General features: G+C 42.2%; 23 protein-coding genes. 13 read left to right on the top strand and 10 right to left on the bottom strand.

Annotated features, from left to right (window positions below; translation table 11 throughout):
- Positions 1-20: 20 nt before the first annotated feature.
- From GVT53_RS11745 to GVT53_RS21065, 4 genes are all read right to left on the bottom strand, one after another.
- Positions 21-359 carry a P-II family nitrogen regulator gene (locus GVT53_RS11745; RefSeq protein ID WP_108246498.1) on the bottom strand — a complete coding sequence of 113 codons (339 nt, stop codon included), beginning with the start codon at positions 357-359 and terminating at the stop codon, positions 21-23.
- A gap of 272 nt (positions 360-631) precedes the next feature.
- Positions 632-1,003: a fluoride efflux transporter CrcB gene (gene crcB, locus GVT53_RS11740; RefSeq protein WP_166248806.1), complete on the bottom strand. Its 372-nt coding sequence runs from the start codon at positions 1,001-1,003 to the stop codon at positions 632-634.
- A 15-nt stretch (positions 1,004-1,018) separates the two neighbouring features.
- On the bottom strand, positions 1,019-1,198 hold the full coding sequence (locus GVT53_RS11735; protein ID WP_166248805.1) for a hypothetical protein: 180 nt from the start codon (positions 1,196-1,198) through the stop codon (positions 1,019-1,021).
- Positions 1,199-1,316: 118 nt separating this feature from the next.
- Positions 1,317-1,505 (bottom strand): hypothetical protein, encoded by a 189-nt coding sequence (locus tag GVT53_RS21065; protein WP_240904994.1) that lies wholly within the window; start codon positions 1,503-1,505, stop codon positions 1,317-1,319.
- 40 nt (positions 1,506-1,545) lie between these two features.
- Here GVT53_RS21065 and GVT53_RS11730 point away from each other — a divergent pair, with 40 nt between their 5' ends.
- Complete coding sequence (locus tag GVT53_RS11730; protein ID WP_166248804.1) at positions 1,546-1,932, top strand: pyrophosphohydrolase domain-containing protein; 387 nt, start codon at positions 1,546-1,548, stop codon at positions 1,930-1,932.
- A 35-nt stretch (positions 1,933-1,967) separates the two neighbouring features.
- Here GVT53_RS11730 and GVT53_RS11725 read toward each other — a convergent pair whose 3' ends face one another.
- A complete protein-coding gene (locus GVT53_RS11725) occupies positions 1,968-3,035 on the bottom strand; it encodes a branched-chain amino acid aminotransferase (RefSeq protein ID WP_166248803.1) in 1,068 nt (355 codons plus the stop codon).
- A gap of 106 nt (positions 3,036-3,141) precedes the next feature.
- Between GVT53_RS11725 and GVT53_RS11720 the strand changes: the two genes are divergently transcribed.
- The 10 genes from GVT53_RS11720 to GVT53_RS11675 all read left to right on the top strand — a co-directional run bounded on the left by GVT53_RS11720 (position 3,142) and on the right by GVT53_RS11675 (position 12,614).
- Positions 3,142-3,618 (top strand): DUF4920 domain-containing protein, encoded by a 477-nt coding sequence (locus tag GVT53_RS11720; RefSeq protein ID WP_166248802.1) that lies wholly within the window; start codon positions 3,142-3,144, stop codon positions 3,616-3,618.
- Positions 3,615-4,280 carry a tRNA (5-methylaminomethyl-2-thiouridine)(34)-methyltransferase MnmC2 gene (gene mnmC2 / locus GVT53_RS11715; RefSeq protein WP_166248801.1) on the top strand — a complete coding sequence of 222 codons (666 nt, stop codon included), beginning with the start codon at positions 3,615-3,617 and terminating at the stop codon, positions 4,278-4,280. The genes GVT53_RS11720 and mnmC2 overlap by 4 nt, the downstream gene beginning before the upstream one ends.
- A gap of 133 nt (positions 4,281-4,413) precedes the next feature.
- Complete coding sequence (locus tag GVT53_RS11710) at positions 4,414-5,358, top strand: TIGR01777 family oxidoreductase (RefSeq protein WP_166248800.1); 945 nt, start codon at positions 4,414-4,416, stop codon at positions 5,356-5,358.
- A 137-nt stretch (positions 5,359-5,495) separates the two neighbouring features.
- A complete protein-coding gene (locus GVT53_RS11705; protein WP_166248799.1) occupies positions 5,496-6,074 on the top strand; it encodes a nucleotide exchange factor GrpE in 579 nt (192 codons plus the stop codon).
- 6 nt (positions 6,075-6,080) lie between these two features.
- Positions 6,081-7,196 carry a molecular chaperone DnaJ gene (gene dnaJ / locus GVT53_RS11700; RefSeq protein ID WP_166248798.1) on the top strand — a complete coding sequence of 372 codons (1,116 nt, stop codon included), beginning with the start codon at positions 6,081-6,083 and terminating at the stop codon, positions 7,194-7,196.
- A gap of 182 nt (positions 7,197-7,378) precedes the next feature.
- On the top strand, positions 7,379-8,317 hold the full coding sequence (locus GVT53_RS11695; protein ID WP_166248797.1) for an ABC transporter ATP-binding protein: 939 nt from the start codon (positions 7,379-7,381) through the stop codon (positions 8,315-8,317).
- Complete coding sequence (locus tag GVT53_RS11690; RefSeq protein WP_166248796.1) at positions 8,307-9,644, top strand: ABC transporter permease; 1,338 nt, start codon at positions 8,307-8,309, stop codon at positions 9,642-9,644. The genes GVT53_RS11695 and GVT53_RS11690 overlap by 11 nt, the downstream gene beginning before the upstream one ends.
- Before the next feature lie 6 nt (positions 9,645-9,650).
- Positions 9,651-10,538, top strand: a complete 888-nt coding sequence (locus tag GVT53_RS11685; protein WP_166248795.1) for a mechanosensitive ion channel family protein — start codon at positions 9,651-9,653, stop codon at positions 10,536-10,538.
- 80 nt (positions 10,539-10,618) lie between these two features.
- Positions 10,619-11,440 (top strand): DUF6268 family outer membrane beta-barrel protein, encoded by an 822-nt coding sequence (locus GVT53_RS11680; protein WP_240904992.1) that lies wholly within the window; start codon positions 10,619-10,621, stop codon positions 11,438-11,440.
- Positions 11,441-11,450: 10 nt separating this feature from the next.
- Positions 11,451-12,614 carry a sigma-54-dependent transcriptional regulator gene (locus tag GVT53_RS11675; protein WP_166248794.1) on the top strand — a complete coding sequence of 388 codons (1,164 nt, stop codon included), beginning with the start codon at positions 11,451-11,453 and terminating at the stop codon, positions 12,612-12,614.
- A gap of 7 nt (positions 12,615-12,621) precedes the next feature.
- Here the strand turns inward: GVT53_RS11675 and GVT53_RS11670 are convergent, their stop codons facing one another.
- Positions 12,622-13,332, bottom strand: coding sequence for a hypothetical protein (locus GVT53_RS11670; RefSeq protein WP_166248793.1), 711 nt, complete (start codon positions 13,330-13,332; stop codon positions 12,622-12,624).
- Between the two features lie 182 nt (positions 13,333-13,514).
- Between GVT53_RS11670 and GVT53_RS11665 the strand changes: the two genes are divergently transcribed.
- Together GVT53_RS11665 and GVT53_RS11660 are read left to right on the top strand one after the other, a co-directional pair.
- A complete protein-coding gene (locus GVT53_RS11665; RefSeq protein WP_166248792.1) occupies positions 13,515-14,399 on the top strand; it encodes a PPK2 family polyphosphate kinase in 885 nt (294 codons plus the stop codon).
- Positions 14,396-15,793, top strand: a complete 1,398-nt coding sequence (locus GVT53_RS11660; protein WP_166248791.1) for a M20/M25/M40 family metallo-hydrolase — start codon at positions 14,396-14,398, stop codon at positions 15,791-15,793. Before GVT53_RS11665 ends, GVT53_RS11660 begins: the two co-directional genes overlap by 4 nt.
- Positions 15,794-15,854: 61 nt before the next feature.
- Here GVT53_RS11660 and GVT53_RS11655 read toward each other — a convergent pair whose 3' ends face one another.
- The 4 genes from GVT53_RS11655 to GVT53_RS11640 all read right to left on the bottom strand — a co-directional run bounded on the left by GVT53_RS11655 (position 15,855) and on the right by GVT53_RS11640 (position 17,925).
- Positions 15,855-16,415, bottom strand: coding sequence for a PepSY domain-containing protein (locus tag GVT53_RS11655; protein ID WP_166248790.1), 561 nt, complete (start codon positions 16,413-16,415; stop codon positions 15,855-15,857).
- A 141-nt stretch (positions 16,416-16,556) separates the two neighbouring features.
- Entirely contained in the window at positions 16,557-16,844 is a 288-nt protein-coding gene (locus GVT53_RS11650) for a hypothetical protein (protein ID WP_166248789.1), read from the bottom strand.
- 124 nt (positions 16,845-16,968) lie between these two features.
- Positions 16,969-17,301 (bottom strand): DUF3291 domain-containing protein, encoded by a 333-nt coding sequence (locus GVT53_RS11645; protein WP_166248788.1) that lies wholly within the window; start codon positions 17,299-17,301, stop codon positions 16,969-16,971.
- Between the two features lie 147 nt (positions 17,302-17,448).
- Positions 17,449-17,925: a tryptophan-rich sensory protein gene (locus tag GVT53_RS11640; protein ID WP_166248787.1), complete on the bottom strand. Its 477-nt coding sequence runs from the start codon at positions 17,923-17,925 to the stop codon at positions 17,449-17,451.
- Positions 17,926-17,940 lie beyond the last annotated feature (15 nt).

Raw genomic sequence — 17,940 nt, 5'->3', positions numbered from 1 at the left:
AAGTTTTTTGGCTATTAATGTTAGTTGATTCCTGCGCTTCCGCTTTCCTTGGTTCTAATCCTGTAGGCTTCGATAACATCGGAGACGAAAATTTTTCCATCACCTACGTTGCCAGTGCTCGCAGTGTCCAATAAAACGTTCACGGTTTTTTCCAGGAAGTCATCGCTAACCACGATAACCAAATACCTTCGCTGTATATCGCTAGTGCTGTACGATATGCCACGATAGACATGTCCTTGTTTTTCATTTCCAACTCCCGTTACATCCCAGTAACTAAAGAAGTTGACCTCAATTTGATGGAGGGCTTTTTTCACCTCATCAAATTTGGATTTTCTAATAATTGCCTCGACTTTTTTCATAATTAAGTAGTTAATTGATGTCTCAAATATATAGGATAAAAGCCAAGACCATAAAAAAGTATGGGGTGTGTCGGGTATTTTTATGGGTATAAGAAAAATACCCCTTAAATTTTAGGGGTATTTAATTTTATATTAATATTTGTTGGGTAATTATTGATTTTAAGTTAACATTTGATGCATTTGAGCTCAATTTTCGCAAGATTATGCATCTTAAAAACTGTAAATGTTTAGTTTTTAACAAATTTTAACTTAAAAAATGTAATTTATAACTACTAAATGTGTTTGGCGACCCACAATCCCAAAACAACGGCCAAAACTCCGATGCCTATGCTGGAAATCATGTAGATAGAAAAATTGAGCAGGTCACCATCCTTTAATAAAGAATGTTTTTCGAAAGCAAATGCGGAAAAAGTAGTAAAGCCACCGCAGAACCCAGTGGCAAGAAACAAGGTGTTATTATAGGAAAGTATGTTGCCTTTAGCCGACAACCCAAGAAAAAGGCCTATCAATAAACATCCAACAATGTTCACTAAAAATGTTCCCAGAAAAAAATTGTGAAAAATCGGGTTGAGCGATCTGGAAATAAAATAGCGAAATACGCTTCCAAATCCCCCTCCCAAAAAGACAAGTAAGGCCTGTTTCATGCCCTAAAGATAAAACTAAACCGCTTCTTTGTATTCGGTTTCTACTGCCTCTCGGGGGAAAATTTTTGTAGATGAGGCTTCGGAAATCCGTTGAATCGGTTTTACAAATCGTTCTTTAGCCCCGTTGACGCTGAAAATCAACAGGATGGCATTAATAGCAAGCAAAACAAACAGAATACCAAAAAATACAGTCATTTAGGTTAGGTGCTAAATTAATGTTAAAGCAAAAGTACGTTTTTTCTTATAAGAACGAAATTGAAGTGTCAGTATTGTTGTGAGTATGAGTGTTTTTGTGGTAACTGCAAAATAATTGTTAATTTTTAAGGAAGTATTTAATCAAGAAAAGGATAATTATGAAAGATATGAATGAGATGAGTATCCAAATTACGCCTTTGTAATTTTTTTTGTGCAGTCTTTTGTCTTTTCTGTACGAGAAATAGATAATTGCGACAAAAGCAATAAAGAATAATGCAGCAAAAATTAGCTGTCCTGTGGTGAACATATTTTAATATTTTTATGCAAAGCTAAATCAAAATAAAGTAATGGAAAGTAAAATTAAAGCTGTGGAGCTATTCCACAATTCGTTTGGTCTGGGAGTGTTGAAAGCACCCAAAGCCGACCTGGGTGCTGATAAGAACAAACTTAGGTTTAATTTGATGGACGAGGAAAACCGCGAATATTTGGAAGCTGCCAATAACAACGATTTGGTGGAAGTTGCCGATGCACTTGGGGATATGCTCTATATTTTGTGCGGAACCATATTGGAGCATGGCATGCAATATAAGATAGAGGAAGTTTTTGAGGAGATACAGCGCAGTAACATGAGCAAACTTGGGGCTGATGGAAAACCTATTTACCGTGAGGATGGAAAAGTATTAAAGGGCCCCAACTACTTCAAACCTGACATTCAAGCTATAATTGATAAATAAAAAAGGCGCCATCGGCGCCTTTTTTATTGGGTTTATTAGATGACTTCGTGTCGCCATCCAAATTTATCTTCGGCACGGTTATATTGAATATCCGTCATTCTTTTCTTCAACAAAGAAGCATAGCTTTCTTCCAACTCTGGCAAATCATAATCTTTTCCATGATATCCAAAACCTGATATTGGGGAAACTACCGCTGCGGTACCTGCACCGAACATTTCCTTTAATGAGCCATTTTCTGCGGCCTCCACCAATTCGTGAACGGATATTTTACGAACTTCGGTTGTAATGCCTTCATCCTTGGCAATGTCCAAAATGCTCTTCCTTGTTATTCCGTCCAAGATACGGTCGCTCGTAGGAGCGGTCATCAAGGTATCGTTGATGCGCACAAAAACGTTCATGGCACCTGCCTCCTCAATAAATTCATGGGTATTGTCGTCCGTCCAGATGACTTGTTGGTAGCCCTTATCGGCGGCCAACTTTGTTGGATAAAACTGTCCGGCATAGTTACCGCCTGCTTTGGCGTAACCTACACCTCCATTGGCTGCTCGCGAATAGGTCTCTTCTATCAAGACCTTCACCTTTCCAGAAAAATAGGACCCGGAAGGAGCGCAAGCGATTATAAATTTATATTCGTTTGCAGGAGAGGCATGAAATCCGTTTCCTGATGCAAACACAAACGGTCTTATGTAAAGGGAGCTTCCGGGGTTTTGGGGGATCCAATCACTTTCCACTTGGATAAGTGTGTTGAGCCCTTCCATAAAATAAGCTTCGGGTATTTGTGGAATGGCAAGTCTCTCTGCGGACTTGTTCAATCGTTTGCAGTTTTCTTCGGGTCTAAAAAGCCAAACCTTGCCGTTATCGTCCTTGTAGGCTTTCATTCCTTCAAAAATGGATTGTCCGTAGTGGAAAATCTTTGCAGAAGGATCCAGTGTAATGGGCTGGTAGGGAACCACCTTGGGAGCGGACCACTCTCCGTTTTTATAATCACAGACCAACATATGGTCGGAATAAACACTTCCAAAAGAAAGATTGTCAAAATCCACATCATGGATTTTTGAGTTTTTAGCTCTTTCTATAGCTATTTTATTCGCTAATGTTTCCATATCACTTACATTTACAGGGCTAAAATTAGCTATTTATTGTTAGTTTTGGACGTTTATCAAATCTAAATATTAGACTTGACCCACAATTACTTAAATGTTATCAAAAATGAGGATTTTTAACACTTTTGCTGCTATTATTTTATTGGGTATTGTCCTGGTTTCGTGCAAGCAAGAAGCCATAAAGGGCGATTACTTTGGAGAGGAATTTAAAGTCTCCGGGGAGGCTTCCAAAACATCGGCTCCGTTTGAAGGAATTTCAGGTAAGGATTCTTTGCAGACCCAAATTGTTGGTGAGATCAAGGAAGTTTGCCAGGCTAAAGGTTGCTGGATGAAGGTGGAACTGGAGTCCAATGACGAGGTTTTTGTCCGCTTTAAAGATTATGGGTTCTTTGTGCCGAAAGATGCTGCCGGAAAGAAGGTGGTGATGAACGGTGCCGCTTTTTTCGAAGAGATGTCCGTTGAGGACCAAAAGCACTACGCCGAGGACGAAGGTGCATCCGAGGAGGAACTGGCCCAGATCACCGCTCCCAAGAAAACCCTAAGGTTCGAAGCGGACGGAGTACTGATCGCCAGCCAACCTTGAAGCGAAAGATAATCACCACAGGTGATGGCTCCAAGACCATCCAAATAGAAGATTGGGACGAACAGTACCATTCCAAACACGGTGCTGTCCAAGAGGCCTACCATGTTTTTATCGATCATGGTCTGAGATTGTTCCAAAATAGAAAAATCCATTTATTGGAAATCGGTTTTGGGACAGGCTTGAACGCGTTGATTACGCTCCACGAAGCAGCGACCCAAAACCTGCAAATCGATTACGTCGGTGTGGAGGCATTTCCCGTTTCCATGGAAGAAGTAAACCAATTGGATTATTGTAAGCAGTTGGAATTTGAAGGGCTGCAGCAAGCATTTCAACAAATGCACAGTGGCCCATGGGAAAAGCCTATTGCGATCACGCCCGATTTCTCCCTTTTGAAGCAAAAAAAGGATTTTAAGCAGATCAACCAGCAAAACCTGTTCAACCTTATCTATTTTGATGCATTTGGCGCCCGCGTGCAACCAGATCTGTGGACAGAAGAAATCTTCTCAAAAATGCACCAAGCGCTTACCATTGGTGGCGTTCTGGTCACTTATGCCGCCAAAGGCAGTGTACGCAGGGCCATGCAGGCCGTTGGTTTAACCGTTGAGCGATTGCCCGGACCACCCGGTAAAAGAGAAATGCTCAGGGCCGTTAAAACCCAATAACTGTCAACGACCTGTTAAGTTTTGGCACTTTGGTATCATAAATAGATCTAAAGTTTAAACAAATATGTTAAAGCTAAATTAAGGTCTCATAAACAGTCGATTAAACCTATAACTTTGTACAAAAGGATGATTTATGAAGGTGTTGATAACAGGAGCTACGGGATTAGTGGGGCAAGCCATAGTAAAGGTGTTGCACCAAAAAGGCATACCCGTAAATTATTTGACCACAAGCAAGGATAAGATAGATTCTTCCGAAGATTTCCAGGGATTTTATTGGAATCCGAACAAAGGAGAGATTGATTTGGAATGTTTTAGGGATGTACAGGCCATCATAAATTTGGCAGGTGCAAGTATCGCAAAACGTTGGACCCCAAAACATAAAAAGAGAGTGCTTTCCAGCAGGATAAATAGTCTTCAAACGTTGAAGAATGGATTGGAACGATCCAATAACAGAGAAGTGGAATGTTTGGTTTCCGCATCGGCGATAGGGATATACCCCGATTCCGTTTGTGATTATTATGATGAGGAAACCAACAAAGTAGACGATGGTTTTTTAGGGGAAGTAGTGACCAAATGGGAAGCTGAGGCCAATACATTTCAGAGCCTAGGGCTGGATGTGGCCAAAATACGAATAGGCCTTGTACTCTCTGCCGATGGCGGTGCGTTGCCAAAAATGGCCTTTCCGGTAAAAAATTTTATAGGTGCGCCCATTGGAACGGGAGACCAATGGCAATCTTGGGTACATATTGAAGATTTGGCACAAATGTTCGTCTTTGCCGTAGAGAACAATCTTAAAGGAGTCTACAATGCCGTGGCCCCAAATCCGGTGACCAACACAAAACTTACAAAGGAATTGGCAAGGGTTTTGGACCGTCCACTATGGTTGCCCAATGTGCCCGCTTTTCTTCTTAAAGCTATTTTGGGCAAAATGTCGACCCTTTTGTTGGCCAGTCAAAGAGTGAGCGGTAAAAAAATAGAGGAGGAAGGCTTTACTTTTCAATATGCCAATATATGTCAGGCACTCAAAAATTTGTATGCCTCTCAAGAAGAAGGTATTCCGGCATCCATTGAGGCATAGTCAAATCCAATTTCACAACGTTTTAAATACATAAAGTCCGCTTAGGCGGCTTTTTTTATGTTTTGCGGTGACATTTTGACATTTTTATACAATTGGCAGTACTTTTGCCACTTCAAATCAGAATAAAACAATAGAACATGAGCAATAAAAGTAAGGTTGAGGAAATGGAAGATGAGCCTAAAAAAGGGCAAACCGAAGAGAGTACTGAGCTGAACGATGAACATATAGAGGGCGAGAAGGCAGAGGAAAATGATGAAGAGGAGCTTTCGGAAGAGGAAAAGTTGCGTGAGGATTTGGCCAAGGAGAAGGAAAAATTCTTGAGGCTCTTTGCGGAATTTGAAAATTATAAGCGAAGAACCTCCAAGGAGCGCATGGATTTGTTCAAGACAGCGGGACAAGAAGTCATGGTGGCCATGCTTCCCATTTTGGACGATTTTGACCGTGCCCTAAAAGAGCTTTCCAAGTCCGAGGACAAAGAAATGTTCAAAGGAGTGGAACTCATCAGCAATAAATTTAGGGAAACCCTAAAAAATAAAGGTCTGGAGCAGGTCGAGGCCAAGCCAGGGGATAAGTTTGATGCCGAAGTGCACGATGCCATCACCCAAATACCGGCACCCGATAAAAAGATGAAAGGGAAAATCATAGATGTGGTGGAGAAAGGTTTTAAACTGGGAGACCGTATAATAAGACACCCTAAAGTTGTTGTTGGAAACTAAAGTTGTATGAAGGAAGATTATTACGAAATATTGGGAGTCTCCAAAGGAGCTTCAGCCGCGGAAATTAAGAAAGCCTACCGAAAAAAGGCCATCGAATTCCATCCGGATAAAAATCCTGGAGATGCCAAAGCGGAGGAAATGTTCAAGAAATCTGCTGAAGCCTACGAAGTGTTGGGCAATCCTGACAAAAGGGCAAGGTATGACCAACTTGGACACGCTGCCTTTGATGGTAGTGGAGGATTTGGCGGCGGAGGTATGAATATGGACGATATCTTCAGTCAGTTCGGTGATATTTTTGGAGGCGCCTTTGGTGGTGGATTCAGTGGATTTGGCGGATTTGGCGGCGGACAGCGCAGGGCCAAGGGGAGCAATCTCCGTATTCGCGTAAAGTTGACCTTGGAAGAGGTTGCCAATGGCGTAGAGAAAAAGGTGAAGGTACGTAGAAAGCTCCAAGCAGATGGCGTTACCTATAAAACCTGTCCAACCTGTAACGGAACCGGACAGATTACAAAAATCACCAATACCATATTGGGTAGAATGCAAACGGCGACTACCTGTACCACTTGTGGTGGAGCGGGGCAGACAATTGATAAAAAACCTGCGGATGCCGATGCACAGGGCCTCAAGGTAGTCGAGGAGACAGTATCCATCAAAATCCCGCCAGGTGTCGAGGACGGCATGCAGCTCAAAGTCACCGGAAAAGGCAACGATGCGCCCGGGAATGGAATTGCCGGTGATTTACTGGTAGCCATTGAAACGGTGGAGCACGATACGTTAAAACGAGAAGGGGATAACCTGCATTACGATTTGTACATCAGTATGCCCGAAGCGGTTCTTGGTAGTTCCAAGGAAATCGATGCCGTTGGGGGAAAGGTGCGCATAAAATTGGAGCCGGGCCTGCAATCCGGAAAAATTTTAAGGCTTCGTGGCAAGGGAATAAACAGTTTGAACGGGTATGGTGCCGGAGATTTGCTCGTACATGTGAACGTATGGACGCCAAAGACCATAAATAAAGAGCAGAAGGAATTTTTTGAGCGTATGCAGGACGATGAAAATTTTACCCCAAAACCTGAAAAATCGGACAAATCCTTTTTTGAAAAAGTGAAAGATATGTTCTCTTAAAAGAAAAAAAATCTTCTGTTTAAATAAAAAACGTATATTTGGAACTGATGTTGGGTAACCGATATCTAATTTTCTTTTTCATAGCAATTTTTTTCCCATCCTTGATTTTGTTGAGGGTGGGTTTTTGTTTTTATGGGAAAACAAGTAGCTAGCAATTACATATCTTTGAAAAAATAGTTTACATGGATCATATCCTTGTTGCCAAAAATGTAACCAAAACATACGGTGACCACACTGCATTGAGCAACATCTCACTTCAAATTCCGAAAAATTGCATTTACGGACTTTTGGGTCCCAATGGGGCCGGCAAAACCTCTTTCATCAGGATAATCAATCAAATCACGCATCAGGATTCCGGCGAAATTTTGTTGAACGGCGAGCCCTTGGCCCCAAAGCATATTGCATCCATCGGTTACTTGCCCGAGGAAAGGGGGCTCTACAAAAGTATGAAGGTAGGCGAACAGGCACTGTATTTGGCACAGTTGAAGGGATTGTCCAAAAACGAGGCCAAAACAAAGCTCAAATATTGGTTCGACCGTTTGAACATCGGGGATTGGTGGGACAAGAAGATTCAGGAACTCTCCAAAGGAATGGCACAGAAAATCCAGTTTATCGTTACTGTGCTCCACGAGCCCAAGTTGCTGATCTTTGATGAACCATTCAGTGGTTTTGATCCCATCAATGCCAACATCATCAAGGACGAGATCCTTCAATTAAAGGAAAATGGTACCTCGATTATTTTTTCCACGCACCGGATGGAATCCGTGGAAGAGCTTTGTGAGTACATTGCCCTGATCCATAAATCAGAGAAAATTCTGGATGGAAAATTGTCAGATATCAAAAAAGCATATAAGAACAATATTTTTAATGTAGGTGTGCAAGTACAAAATGATGCCAAGGGATTTCTGGATTCCTTGGAGGACAAGTTCAATATTCTTACTTCGGAAATTGATCCCATTGAAAATCAATTGAATTTTAAAGTACAACTGTCATCCACGCACACGGGAGATATTTTGACGATTTTATCAAAGAATGCCAACATAAACCGGTTCGAAGAGACCATACCTTCGGCCAACGACATTTTTATTCAAACCGTAAACAACAAGGACAATGGCAAATAAGCTTGGATTGATCATAAAACGGGAGTATTTGGCCAAGGTGCGCAACCGTTCCTTTATTGTTATGACCATTTTGAGTCCTCTTTTAATGGTGGGAATGATCGTATTGATCGCTTTTTTGGCCAAGGTGAATGATGACGAGACCAGAGTGGTAAGTGTTTTGAACAAAAGTTCCTTTTTCCAGAGCGATTTTTATCCTTCCAAAAATGTTTCCTACGTGCATATGGATGATCTGACCTTGGAACAGGCCAAGGACTCGACCAATGCCTTGGAATATTACGGACTGCTCTACATTCCCGAGGGGAAAACCGTGGAAGAAGTGTCCCGTTCCGCTTATCTGTTTACCAAGGACAATCCCAGTACATCCGTGACCAAAGAGCTAGAGGATGTATTTCAAAATCAGTTAAGACAAGACCGGCTACAAAAATTAGGCGTCACCTCCGAACAGTTTTCCACGGTGGAAAAACCTTTCGAAATCAATCTTTCCACGTTCGATGGAGAAAAAAGCATGCGGGGCGTTAACGAGATCAAAGCTTTTATTGGTGGTGGATTCGGCTATGCGATCATGATGTTCATTATAATTTATGGAGGTTTTGTGATGCGTAGTGTTATCGAGGAGAAAACAAGTAGGATCATTGAAGTGATCATTTCTTCAGTGAAACCGTTCCAACTGATGCTCGGGAAGATCATTGGCAATTCCTTGGCGGGCATTACGCAATTTTCCATTTGGATCATATCGGCCTCGGCCTTGTTGTTTTTGGCCGTACTGATTTTTGGCATCGACTTAAGTGCACTATCAAGCGAAGGTGTTGTAACGCCCGGAGCGGCAGGAATGTCCCAGTTTGGAGGAATGGACAGTGATATGGCCATGTATGCCAAGGAAATCTATGATATTCCCTGGGGCCTGCTCATTGTATCGTTCTTTATCTATTTTGTGCTGGGCTACCTTATTTATAGTTCCATTTATGCTGCGATCGGAGCGGCAGTGGATAATGAAACGGATACGCAACAATTTATATTCCCTATTATATTACCTTTAATGTTGGCTATTTACGTAGGGTTCTTTTCCGTTTTCAGCAATCCTCATGGTCCCATAGCGGTAGGTTTTTCCTTATTTCCGTTAACGTCGCCCATTGTTATGCTGATGCGTTTGCCAGGGGGGATCGGTGAAGGTGGAGTACCTTTATGGCAGTTTTTGTTGTCCGTTTTTCTTTTGGTCGTTACCTTTTTGGGTATTGTATCCTTGGCGGCAAAGATTTACAGAACAGGTATTTTGATGTATGGAAAAAAACCAACCTACAAGGAGTTGATAAAATGGTTGAGATATTAAAATAACATGCAAGAAGGCACAGAAGAAATAAAGGAAATCATTACAGAGGACCTATGGGGGTCCATAAAGGATTTTTTAGATCTCGGGGTTCACATTGGTGAAGGAGAAAAGTCCATAGACCTTACTATTGGACTCTTGTTGCTATTAACGCTCAGCATAGTGGTGACCAAGTTCTTGTTAAAATGGTTGCGCCACATATTTACGCGCAAAATGGAGCAAGAGGACAAGCATAAGTTTACCAGCGTCTTTAAGTTCATTAACTACGTGATCTACCTTATTGCCGTTTTGGTCACACTCAGTGCGGCCGGCGTGGACATTACTTTGGTGATCACTGCATCGGCAGCATTGTTCGTTGGATTGGGGCTTGCATTGCAGGAATTGTTCAAGGATGTTCTTGGAGGCATTTTTATTATAGTCGATAAATCCCTACAGGTGGGCGATGTGGTAGAGGTCGATGGTAAAGTGGGAAAGGTGTTCGAGATCAAGCTCCGCACAACACGCGCCATAACCCGGGATGATAAGGTACTGATCCTCCCCAACCATAAATTTATAAGCGATATTGTTTACAACTACACACAAAACCACAGGACCACCCGCGAAAAAGTAAGCGTGGGCGTGGCCTATGGGAGCGATGTGGATCTGGTGACCAAAATTTTGGAAGAGGTGGCACTAACGCAAAAACAAGTCCTTAAAAACCCAAAGCCCTTTGTACTGTTCGAGGATTTTGGTGATTCCGCACTACTGTTCTCCATTTACTTTTTTACCAACGATACCTTTCGGGACCCACGGATAAAAAGTGAAATGCGCTACAAGATAAATACCAAATTCAAAGAAAACAACGTTAGTATACCGTTCCCGCAGCGCGATATACATATTATTCAGCCCAAACAATAGAAGACATAAAAAAATCAAGACACCATACTGCAATTTGGAAGTGTATCGCTTTCGTTGTAATACTTTGTAGCCAAGGACTAGTGGCGCAAAGCACAGATATCTTTAGACTGGAATACCTAAATATTCCAGAAAATGAAAGTGGTGTAAAAACCCAGCGCTATAAAGCCCTTCTCAATATTCCCATCAAGCTCAACGAAAAAGATGAATATTTGGCCATAGGGGGTGAGTATAACCGTTTTGACATGGGCTATACCGCCGACCTCCCCTTTGATAAAAAGGAGATGATTCGGTTTCATATCATTGATTTTAACCTAGGGTTGATCAAAAAATGGAACGAAGACTGGAACTTGGTAACCATTTTGACGCCAAGAATAGCCTCCAATTTATTGGACGGGATAATAATGGATGATTTTTTCATGAATGCCTCGGCGGCCTTTTGGAAAGAAAAACCTAAGGCGGACAAACCCTTTAGAATTGTTTTGGGCCTCACCTATAACAGCACGGCAGGAGTTCCCGTGCCATTGCCACTTGTACACTATTATAGAAGATTTCATCCAGACTGGTCGTTTGTGATTGGAGTGCCAAAATCCAACCTTAAATACCATCTGGATAAAAAACACAGCTTTGAGTTGGCATCGTTCTTGGATGGTTATTTTATGAACCTGCAAAACGATATTATTTTGGACAATGGGTTGGTGGCATCCCGCATATCGTTCAATGCGTTGGTCGGAAGTCTGGGGTATCAATACAATGTAACGGACAATATTTCTTTTTTTGCCATAGCGGGAACTACGCTTTATCAAGAAGGAAAGTTGAGAAACAAAGAAAAAGGAGAAGTGTTTTTGTTCAATAAAGACCCAAATTTTTATATTAGGACAGGCTTCAAAATCGGAATATTTTAAATAGCAGCATATGTCAAAAATTTTGGTAATAGAGGACGAATCGGCAATTAGAAGGGTATTGGTCAAAATACTCGCTGAGGAGAACGATAGCTACAATGTGGTCGAGGCAGAGGATGGCCTATCTGGAATAGAGATTATCAAAAAGGAAGATTTTGACCTTGTGCTCTGCGACATCAAAATGCCAAAGATGGACGGGGTGGAAGTGTTGGAAGCGGCAAAAAAAATAAAACCGGAGATTCCCTTTATTATGATTTCGGGCCATGGAGACCTCGATACGGCCGTGAACACCATGAGGCTGGGAGCATACGACTATATTTCCAAACCACCGGATTTGAATAGATTGCTTACCACCGTTAGGAATGCACTGGATAGAAAAGAACTCGCTGTAGAGAACAAGGTGCTCAAGAAAAAGATTTCCAAGAACTACGAAATGATCGGTGAGAGCAAGGAAATTGGTGCTATCAAGGAAATGATCGAAAAAGTGGCCCCTACCGATGCAAGGGTCTTGATAACAGGGTCCAATGGAACGGGAAAAGAACTTGTGGCGCATTGGGTGCACCAAAAAAGCCCACGTTCCTCGTCGCCCTTTGTTGAGGTAAACTGTGCCGCAATCCCTTCGGAGTTGATAGAGAGTGAACTCTTCGGTCATGTTAAGGGAGCATTCACTTCTGCAGTAAAAGACCGTGCGGGCAAGTTTGAAGCGGCCAACAAGGGAACCATATTTTTGGACGAGATCGGGGATATGAGTCTTTCCGCACAGGCCAAGGTACTCAGGGCATTGCAGGAGAACAAGATTTCGCGTGTAGGTTCCGATAAGGATATAAAAGTGGACGTTCGCGTACTGGCGGCGACCAACAAAGATCTAAAAAAGGAAATCGAGGAAGGAAAGTTCCGGGAGGACCTGTACCATCGATTGGCGGTAATTTTGATCAAGGTTCCGGCCTTGAACGAAAGACGTGATGATATTCCATTGCTTATTGAACATTTTTCCACAAAAATTGCGGCCGAGCAGGGAACCGGTCAAAAAAGCTTCTCCAAAAAAGCGGTGGAATTGCTCAAAAGTTACGATTGGACAGGCAATGTCCGAGAACTGCGCAACGTAGTGGAGCGATTGATCATTTTGGGCGGCAAGGAAGTGTCCGAAGAGGATGTGAAGTTGTTTGCCAGTAAATAATCAATGATCAATTACAGTTTCCAATGCTTTCCAATGCTTTTTTTGCCAAGGTCTTTACCCTTTGGTGATATTCTTTTTTGTGTTGGGTAAGGTTTGTGTTGAGCAATTTTAGACGGGCCTCTTCGTAAATATTGGAGATAAACCTATGGGCCTCTTCGCAATCCACATCGGAAACCACTTTGCTCAAGGAAGATTCAAAATCCAACAAGCATTGGTGCACTTGTTTTTTAACCGAGGAACCTTGGGTCAGCATCATACCATGTTTAAAATCTAGGACGTCCGTGGTGTTCATCACCAATACATTGCTGCCATAATCGCTAAAAGTTTCCTGTTCAAATTCTTGGAGCACGTTAATTCCAATTATGGTGCTTTCCAAAGCTTTGTGCAGCGCCGGCTTGGACTTGACCAAGGCAGTGGCTTTAGTGGCCGTTTTTAAATGTTCAAGTGTCGATTCCAGACTTTCTATTGCACCTTCGCAACCGCAATCCATAAAATTGCCTTTGGTCTTTTCGATACCGTTCAGTGCTTTGTACGCATGGTATTTGGCCAAGTTCAAATCTTTGGCCATTACCGCATCCTCAATTTTACTTTTGATGAACTCCAGGTTGGAACTCGCATATTGGCATGCATTTGCCGGATTGCTGAAGGAAGCCATAAGCCAAAGGCTGAGCAAGCCAATGACAAAGACTATGAGTAGGATAATCTTTCTGCCTTTCATAACGCTTTAGATTTGGGACTTTGCGTATTGATTTCCATAAAGTTACATTTTCAACGTTCTGGCGGGCAAATAGATCGATTAAATAACCATCTTAAGGTATAAGCGGTAAAAGTATCGATGAACTGCATGTTCAGGAAGAGGGTGGGTTGAAGGAATGGTCAAAAAGGATTATATTCAATCCTATGAAAGAAATCAAATCAGAGGATTATCGGGTAACGGATAAAATAAAGTTGTCCGAAATTGATACACACGAGGACTTTAATGAGTCGGACAAAAAGCTGAAAAAGGAGCTGAAAAGTATCAGAAAGGATCTAGGGGATTTTCAAGATACACTATATGCACATGGAAAATACGGTGTGCTGGTCTGCCTACAGGGCATCGATACCGCTGGTAAGGATAGTTTGATCCGCGAAGTGTTCAAGGATTTTAATGTTAGGGGCGTAGTGGTGCACAGCTTTAAGGTACCATCTACCAAGGAAAAAAAGCACGATTATCTATGGCGACATTATATAGCCTTGCCCGAAAGAGGGAAATTCTCCGTTTTTAACCGTACCCATTATGAGAATGTTTTGGTCACCAAGGTGCATCCCGAATATATTTTGGGCGAGAACATACCGCAAATTGATTCTGTAGAGGACATTGATGAAGAGTTTTGGGAAAAACGCTATAATCAAATCAATGATTTTGAAAAGCATATTTCCGAAAATGGGACCATAATCTTTAAGTTTTTCCTACATCTATCCAAAGAAGAGCAGAGACAGCGCCTTTTGAGGAGGATTCGGTTAAAACAAAAGAATTGGAAATTTTCGCCGGGCGACCTCGAGGAACGAAAACTTTGGGATACGTATGAGGCCTGTTACGAGGAGGCCTTGAACAAAACTTCAAAGGAACATGCACCCTGGTTCGTGATTCCGGCCGATAACAAAAAAGCGGCCAGGGTAATTGTGGCATCCATAATGATGGAAGCGTTAAAAAAGTACAAAGATATAGAGGAACCCGAGCTGGACGATGAAATAAAGGCTAATTTAGAAATCTTTAAACAAGAACTGGAAAAAGAAACCACATGAGAACAGTCCTGATTTTGGCCTTTTTGTTGGTCAGTACCCCATTTTTTTCGCAGACCGAGGACGAAAAGCAATTAAAGGCAATTTATGATGAGGCATTGACCAATGGCAAGGCCTACGATTGGCTCAACTATTTGTCCAACCAAATCGGGGGACGTCTCTCCGGCTCGGTGCAGGCGCAGCAAGCAGTGGATTATACCAAGGACCAATTGGACTCTTTGGGATTGGATAAAGTTTGGCTGCAACCGGTAATGGTGCCCAAATGGGTAAGGGGAGTGCCCGAATTTGCCTACTTTGAGACCAAACCCGGACTAACGACCAACGTGCCCATTTGTGCGCTTGGAGGCTCGGTGGCAACACCTACCGGCGGATTAAAGGCCAATGTGTTAGAGGTACAGGGCATTGAGGATTTGGAGAAACTTGGACGCGAAAAGATAGAGGGCAAGATTGTTTTTTACAATCGCCCTATGGACCCTACCCTGATCAACACGTTTTCGGCATACTCCAATTGTGTGGACCAACGTTACTCCGGTGCGGCCGAAGCTGGAAAATATGGGGCACTGGGCGTTATTGTACGCTCCATGAACCTCCGTTTGGACGATTATCCGCACACGGGTTCCATGGGGTATGGCGATACCCCTGTCGATAAGCGCATACCCGCAGCTGCCATCAGTACCAATGGTGCCGAATTATTGAGCGCTACGTTAAAGCTTAATCCAGATGCCAAATTCTATTTTAAACAAAACTGTAAACAGTTGGAAGATGTACAATCGTACAACGTTATAGGTGAGATTACGGGTAGCGAATATCCCAACGAGATAATGGTCGTTGGCGGACATTTGGACTCTTGGGACCTTGGGGACGGTTCCCACGACGATGGCGCTGGGTGCGTGCAGAGCATGGATGTTCTAAGACTATTAAAAGAAACAGGGTATGAACCAAAACGAACGCTGCGCGTGGTGCTGTTTATGAACGAAGAAAATGGAATGCGCGGCGGCAATAAGTATGCAGAAGTGGCTCGAAACAAAGGAGAAAACCACATATTCGCTTTGGAAAGTGATTCAGGTGGTTTTACGCCCAGAGGTTTCTCCATTGATGCATCCGAAGAAAATATAGCCCAGATACAAAGTTGGAAGAATCTGTTCGACCCCTATTTAATACACATGTTTTATGAAGGAGGCAGCGGTGCGGATATTGGTCCGTTGAAGGATGAAGGCATAGTATTGGCCGGATTGCGTCCCGATTCCCAACGCTATTTTGATCACCACCATGCCGAAAACGATACATTTGAGCATGTGAACAAACGTGAACTGGAGTTGGGTGCGGCGACCATGGCCAGTCTTGTGTACCTTATTGATAAATACGGTACTGTTCCCGTCAAAAAAATAAAGGGATAGAAAACATGAATCCGGTTAGCCATTCAAATCTTGGTTTGGACAGTTTTCTTATGGAAAAGATTTACGCTTTGCCGGCTTTTCTCATCCGTTTTGGTCCATACCAGAGCCAAAAACCGGTAACGGTAAAAATAAATAGGGACACGCCCATTACGGTGGTGTAAATCAATTTAATATAGCCATCGGTGCCCAGATAATCATCCAGTATGGAGCCATCATGTATATCTTCTAAAAAGTCGGATCTTCTTTTTCCAATGGATAGTACGTTTCCATTCGCCCCATCCAACTGGACTTCATAAAAGGAGTCCACAAAAATAAATTTAAGGGACCCTTTTTCTTTTCTGATATCAATCCGGTCAACTTGAAAAGTTCTGTCGGTAAATTTGTTTTCAATGGTAGTGATGGCTATGGTATGAAGACTGTCAACGGACAGCCATTTTTTTAAGTCTGCAGTAGTTCCCGTTTGTGTTTTTGGGAGAATATATCCGTTAGAGTTCTTTTTCCACCCCAAAATAAGTCCGGATATGGATACAAAAAAGAAGAATATAAATAATAATGCTCCTGTGGTTCTGTGTACTTTTCTAAATATGCGTAATACTTTGGCTTGCTTCTTCCTTTTGCCCATTCGTCCTGTTAAAAATCCTAAAGATCAATAAAATTTATGGAAGGATAATATGTGTTTGCCCCTGAATTTAAAGGGCAAGGCAGTATTTAACATAAATTTTGGAATGTAACGGCCCCAAGTTGACCTAACCCGGTAAAAAGATCAACTGCCAGCGAACGGGGTACCAAATACACCTACGGCCAATTCGGCCCATACAAGAAGAAAAACTATTACTATGCCGGCTATGAGTGCAAACCTCATCTGGGTCGATGTTGCTTTACGAATGGCAAAATCTATGGAAAACCCAAGAACGGTAAGTAATCCTCCAGCTACCAGAAAATCGAAGAGCGACCAATTTACCTCAGAAGAAAATTGCATGGCCACAAACGGTACCAAAAGTAAAATGATAATGGAGGATAGAATCAATAGGTATCTTTTGCTAATTGACATGATTTGTGTTTTATATTATGACTAAATTAGTGCATAAACCATTGTTTTGAAAAGATTTAAGGAAAAAATTAACGGTCAATGCAAAATGCCTGCCTTTTCAAATTATCGGCCTTTCTGTAAGCATTCAAAATTTGAATACTTTGGCGTTTTCCAATAGTTTTTTGGCTTCGGCCCAATCGGGGAGTTCCTCGGCATCAATGGTTATGGTCCGGATTTCCTTGGCAATTTTTCCACTGTTTCTCATCGCTTCCAAATGAGCGCCGCTGTGGGCAAACTCCTTTAGCTCTTCTTCTGTGTTCCAGAGCGTCATGGTGTAGTGTGTGGTCCAAACTCCTTTTTTCTTGAAGTCCTTATAGTTTGTTGCCCTTAATTGTTTAAGGATTTTTAGGGCGGTTGCCGAGAGGGCAAAGAATTTGAACGGTCCCCTTAGTTCAATGGACGTAATGGTCGCTTTCATCAATAGATGTGTTACTTGGTTAATGTTAAGGGGTCGCTGCAACAGTTGTAAAGATACGTTTTGTTTGAAAAATAGCGGGCCACTAATTGTGGGCAATCATTATAGCTTCAGAATAAAAACTCGGAAATAAATATTGGCTAGATGACTTTATATCAATTTTTCAAGCTTCATTTCACCGATCACGATTATGGAGGCAAACACGGTCCATAGAATCACAGGTATTGTTAGAATTGCAGAAAGCTTGTTAACGGGGAAAAGTTTGTATACGATCAAAGCGGCCAACAGGATAACGATAAAATTCCCGATGAGCCCGAACCAGAGCGCAGAAACATGGGTTATCTTTGCCAATCCCAGCGTGTAGTATGCGTAAGTAGCGCACAATAAAGCAAGGCCGTACAGCCACCATTGGTGGTTAATTGATGTCTGAATCAGGTAATATCTGCCAATTCCCAGAAGGGTGAACAGTACAAACCAGACAATGGGAATAACAAATCCAGGCGGTGCATACCATAATTTTGGTGCTTCCCCGTTTTCAAAATTGAGTCCAAGGAAGGGAGCTGGAATGTTCACTACAATGAGTATCCCATAAAATGATAAAATGCTGAACAATAAAGACCACACCATCGTTTTTGTTTTAAG

The organism is Flagellimonas oceani (assembly GCF_011068285.1).
Classification (GTDB): Bacteria; Bacteroidota; Bacteroidia; order Flavobacteriales; family Flavobacteriaceae; genus Flagellimonas; species Flagellimonas oceani.
The sequence above is the reverse complement of the archived record's forward strand: the minus strand, read 5'-3'. Positions and strand labels throughout refer to the sequence as shown.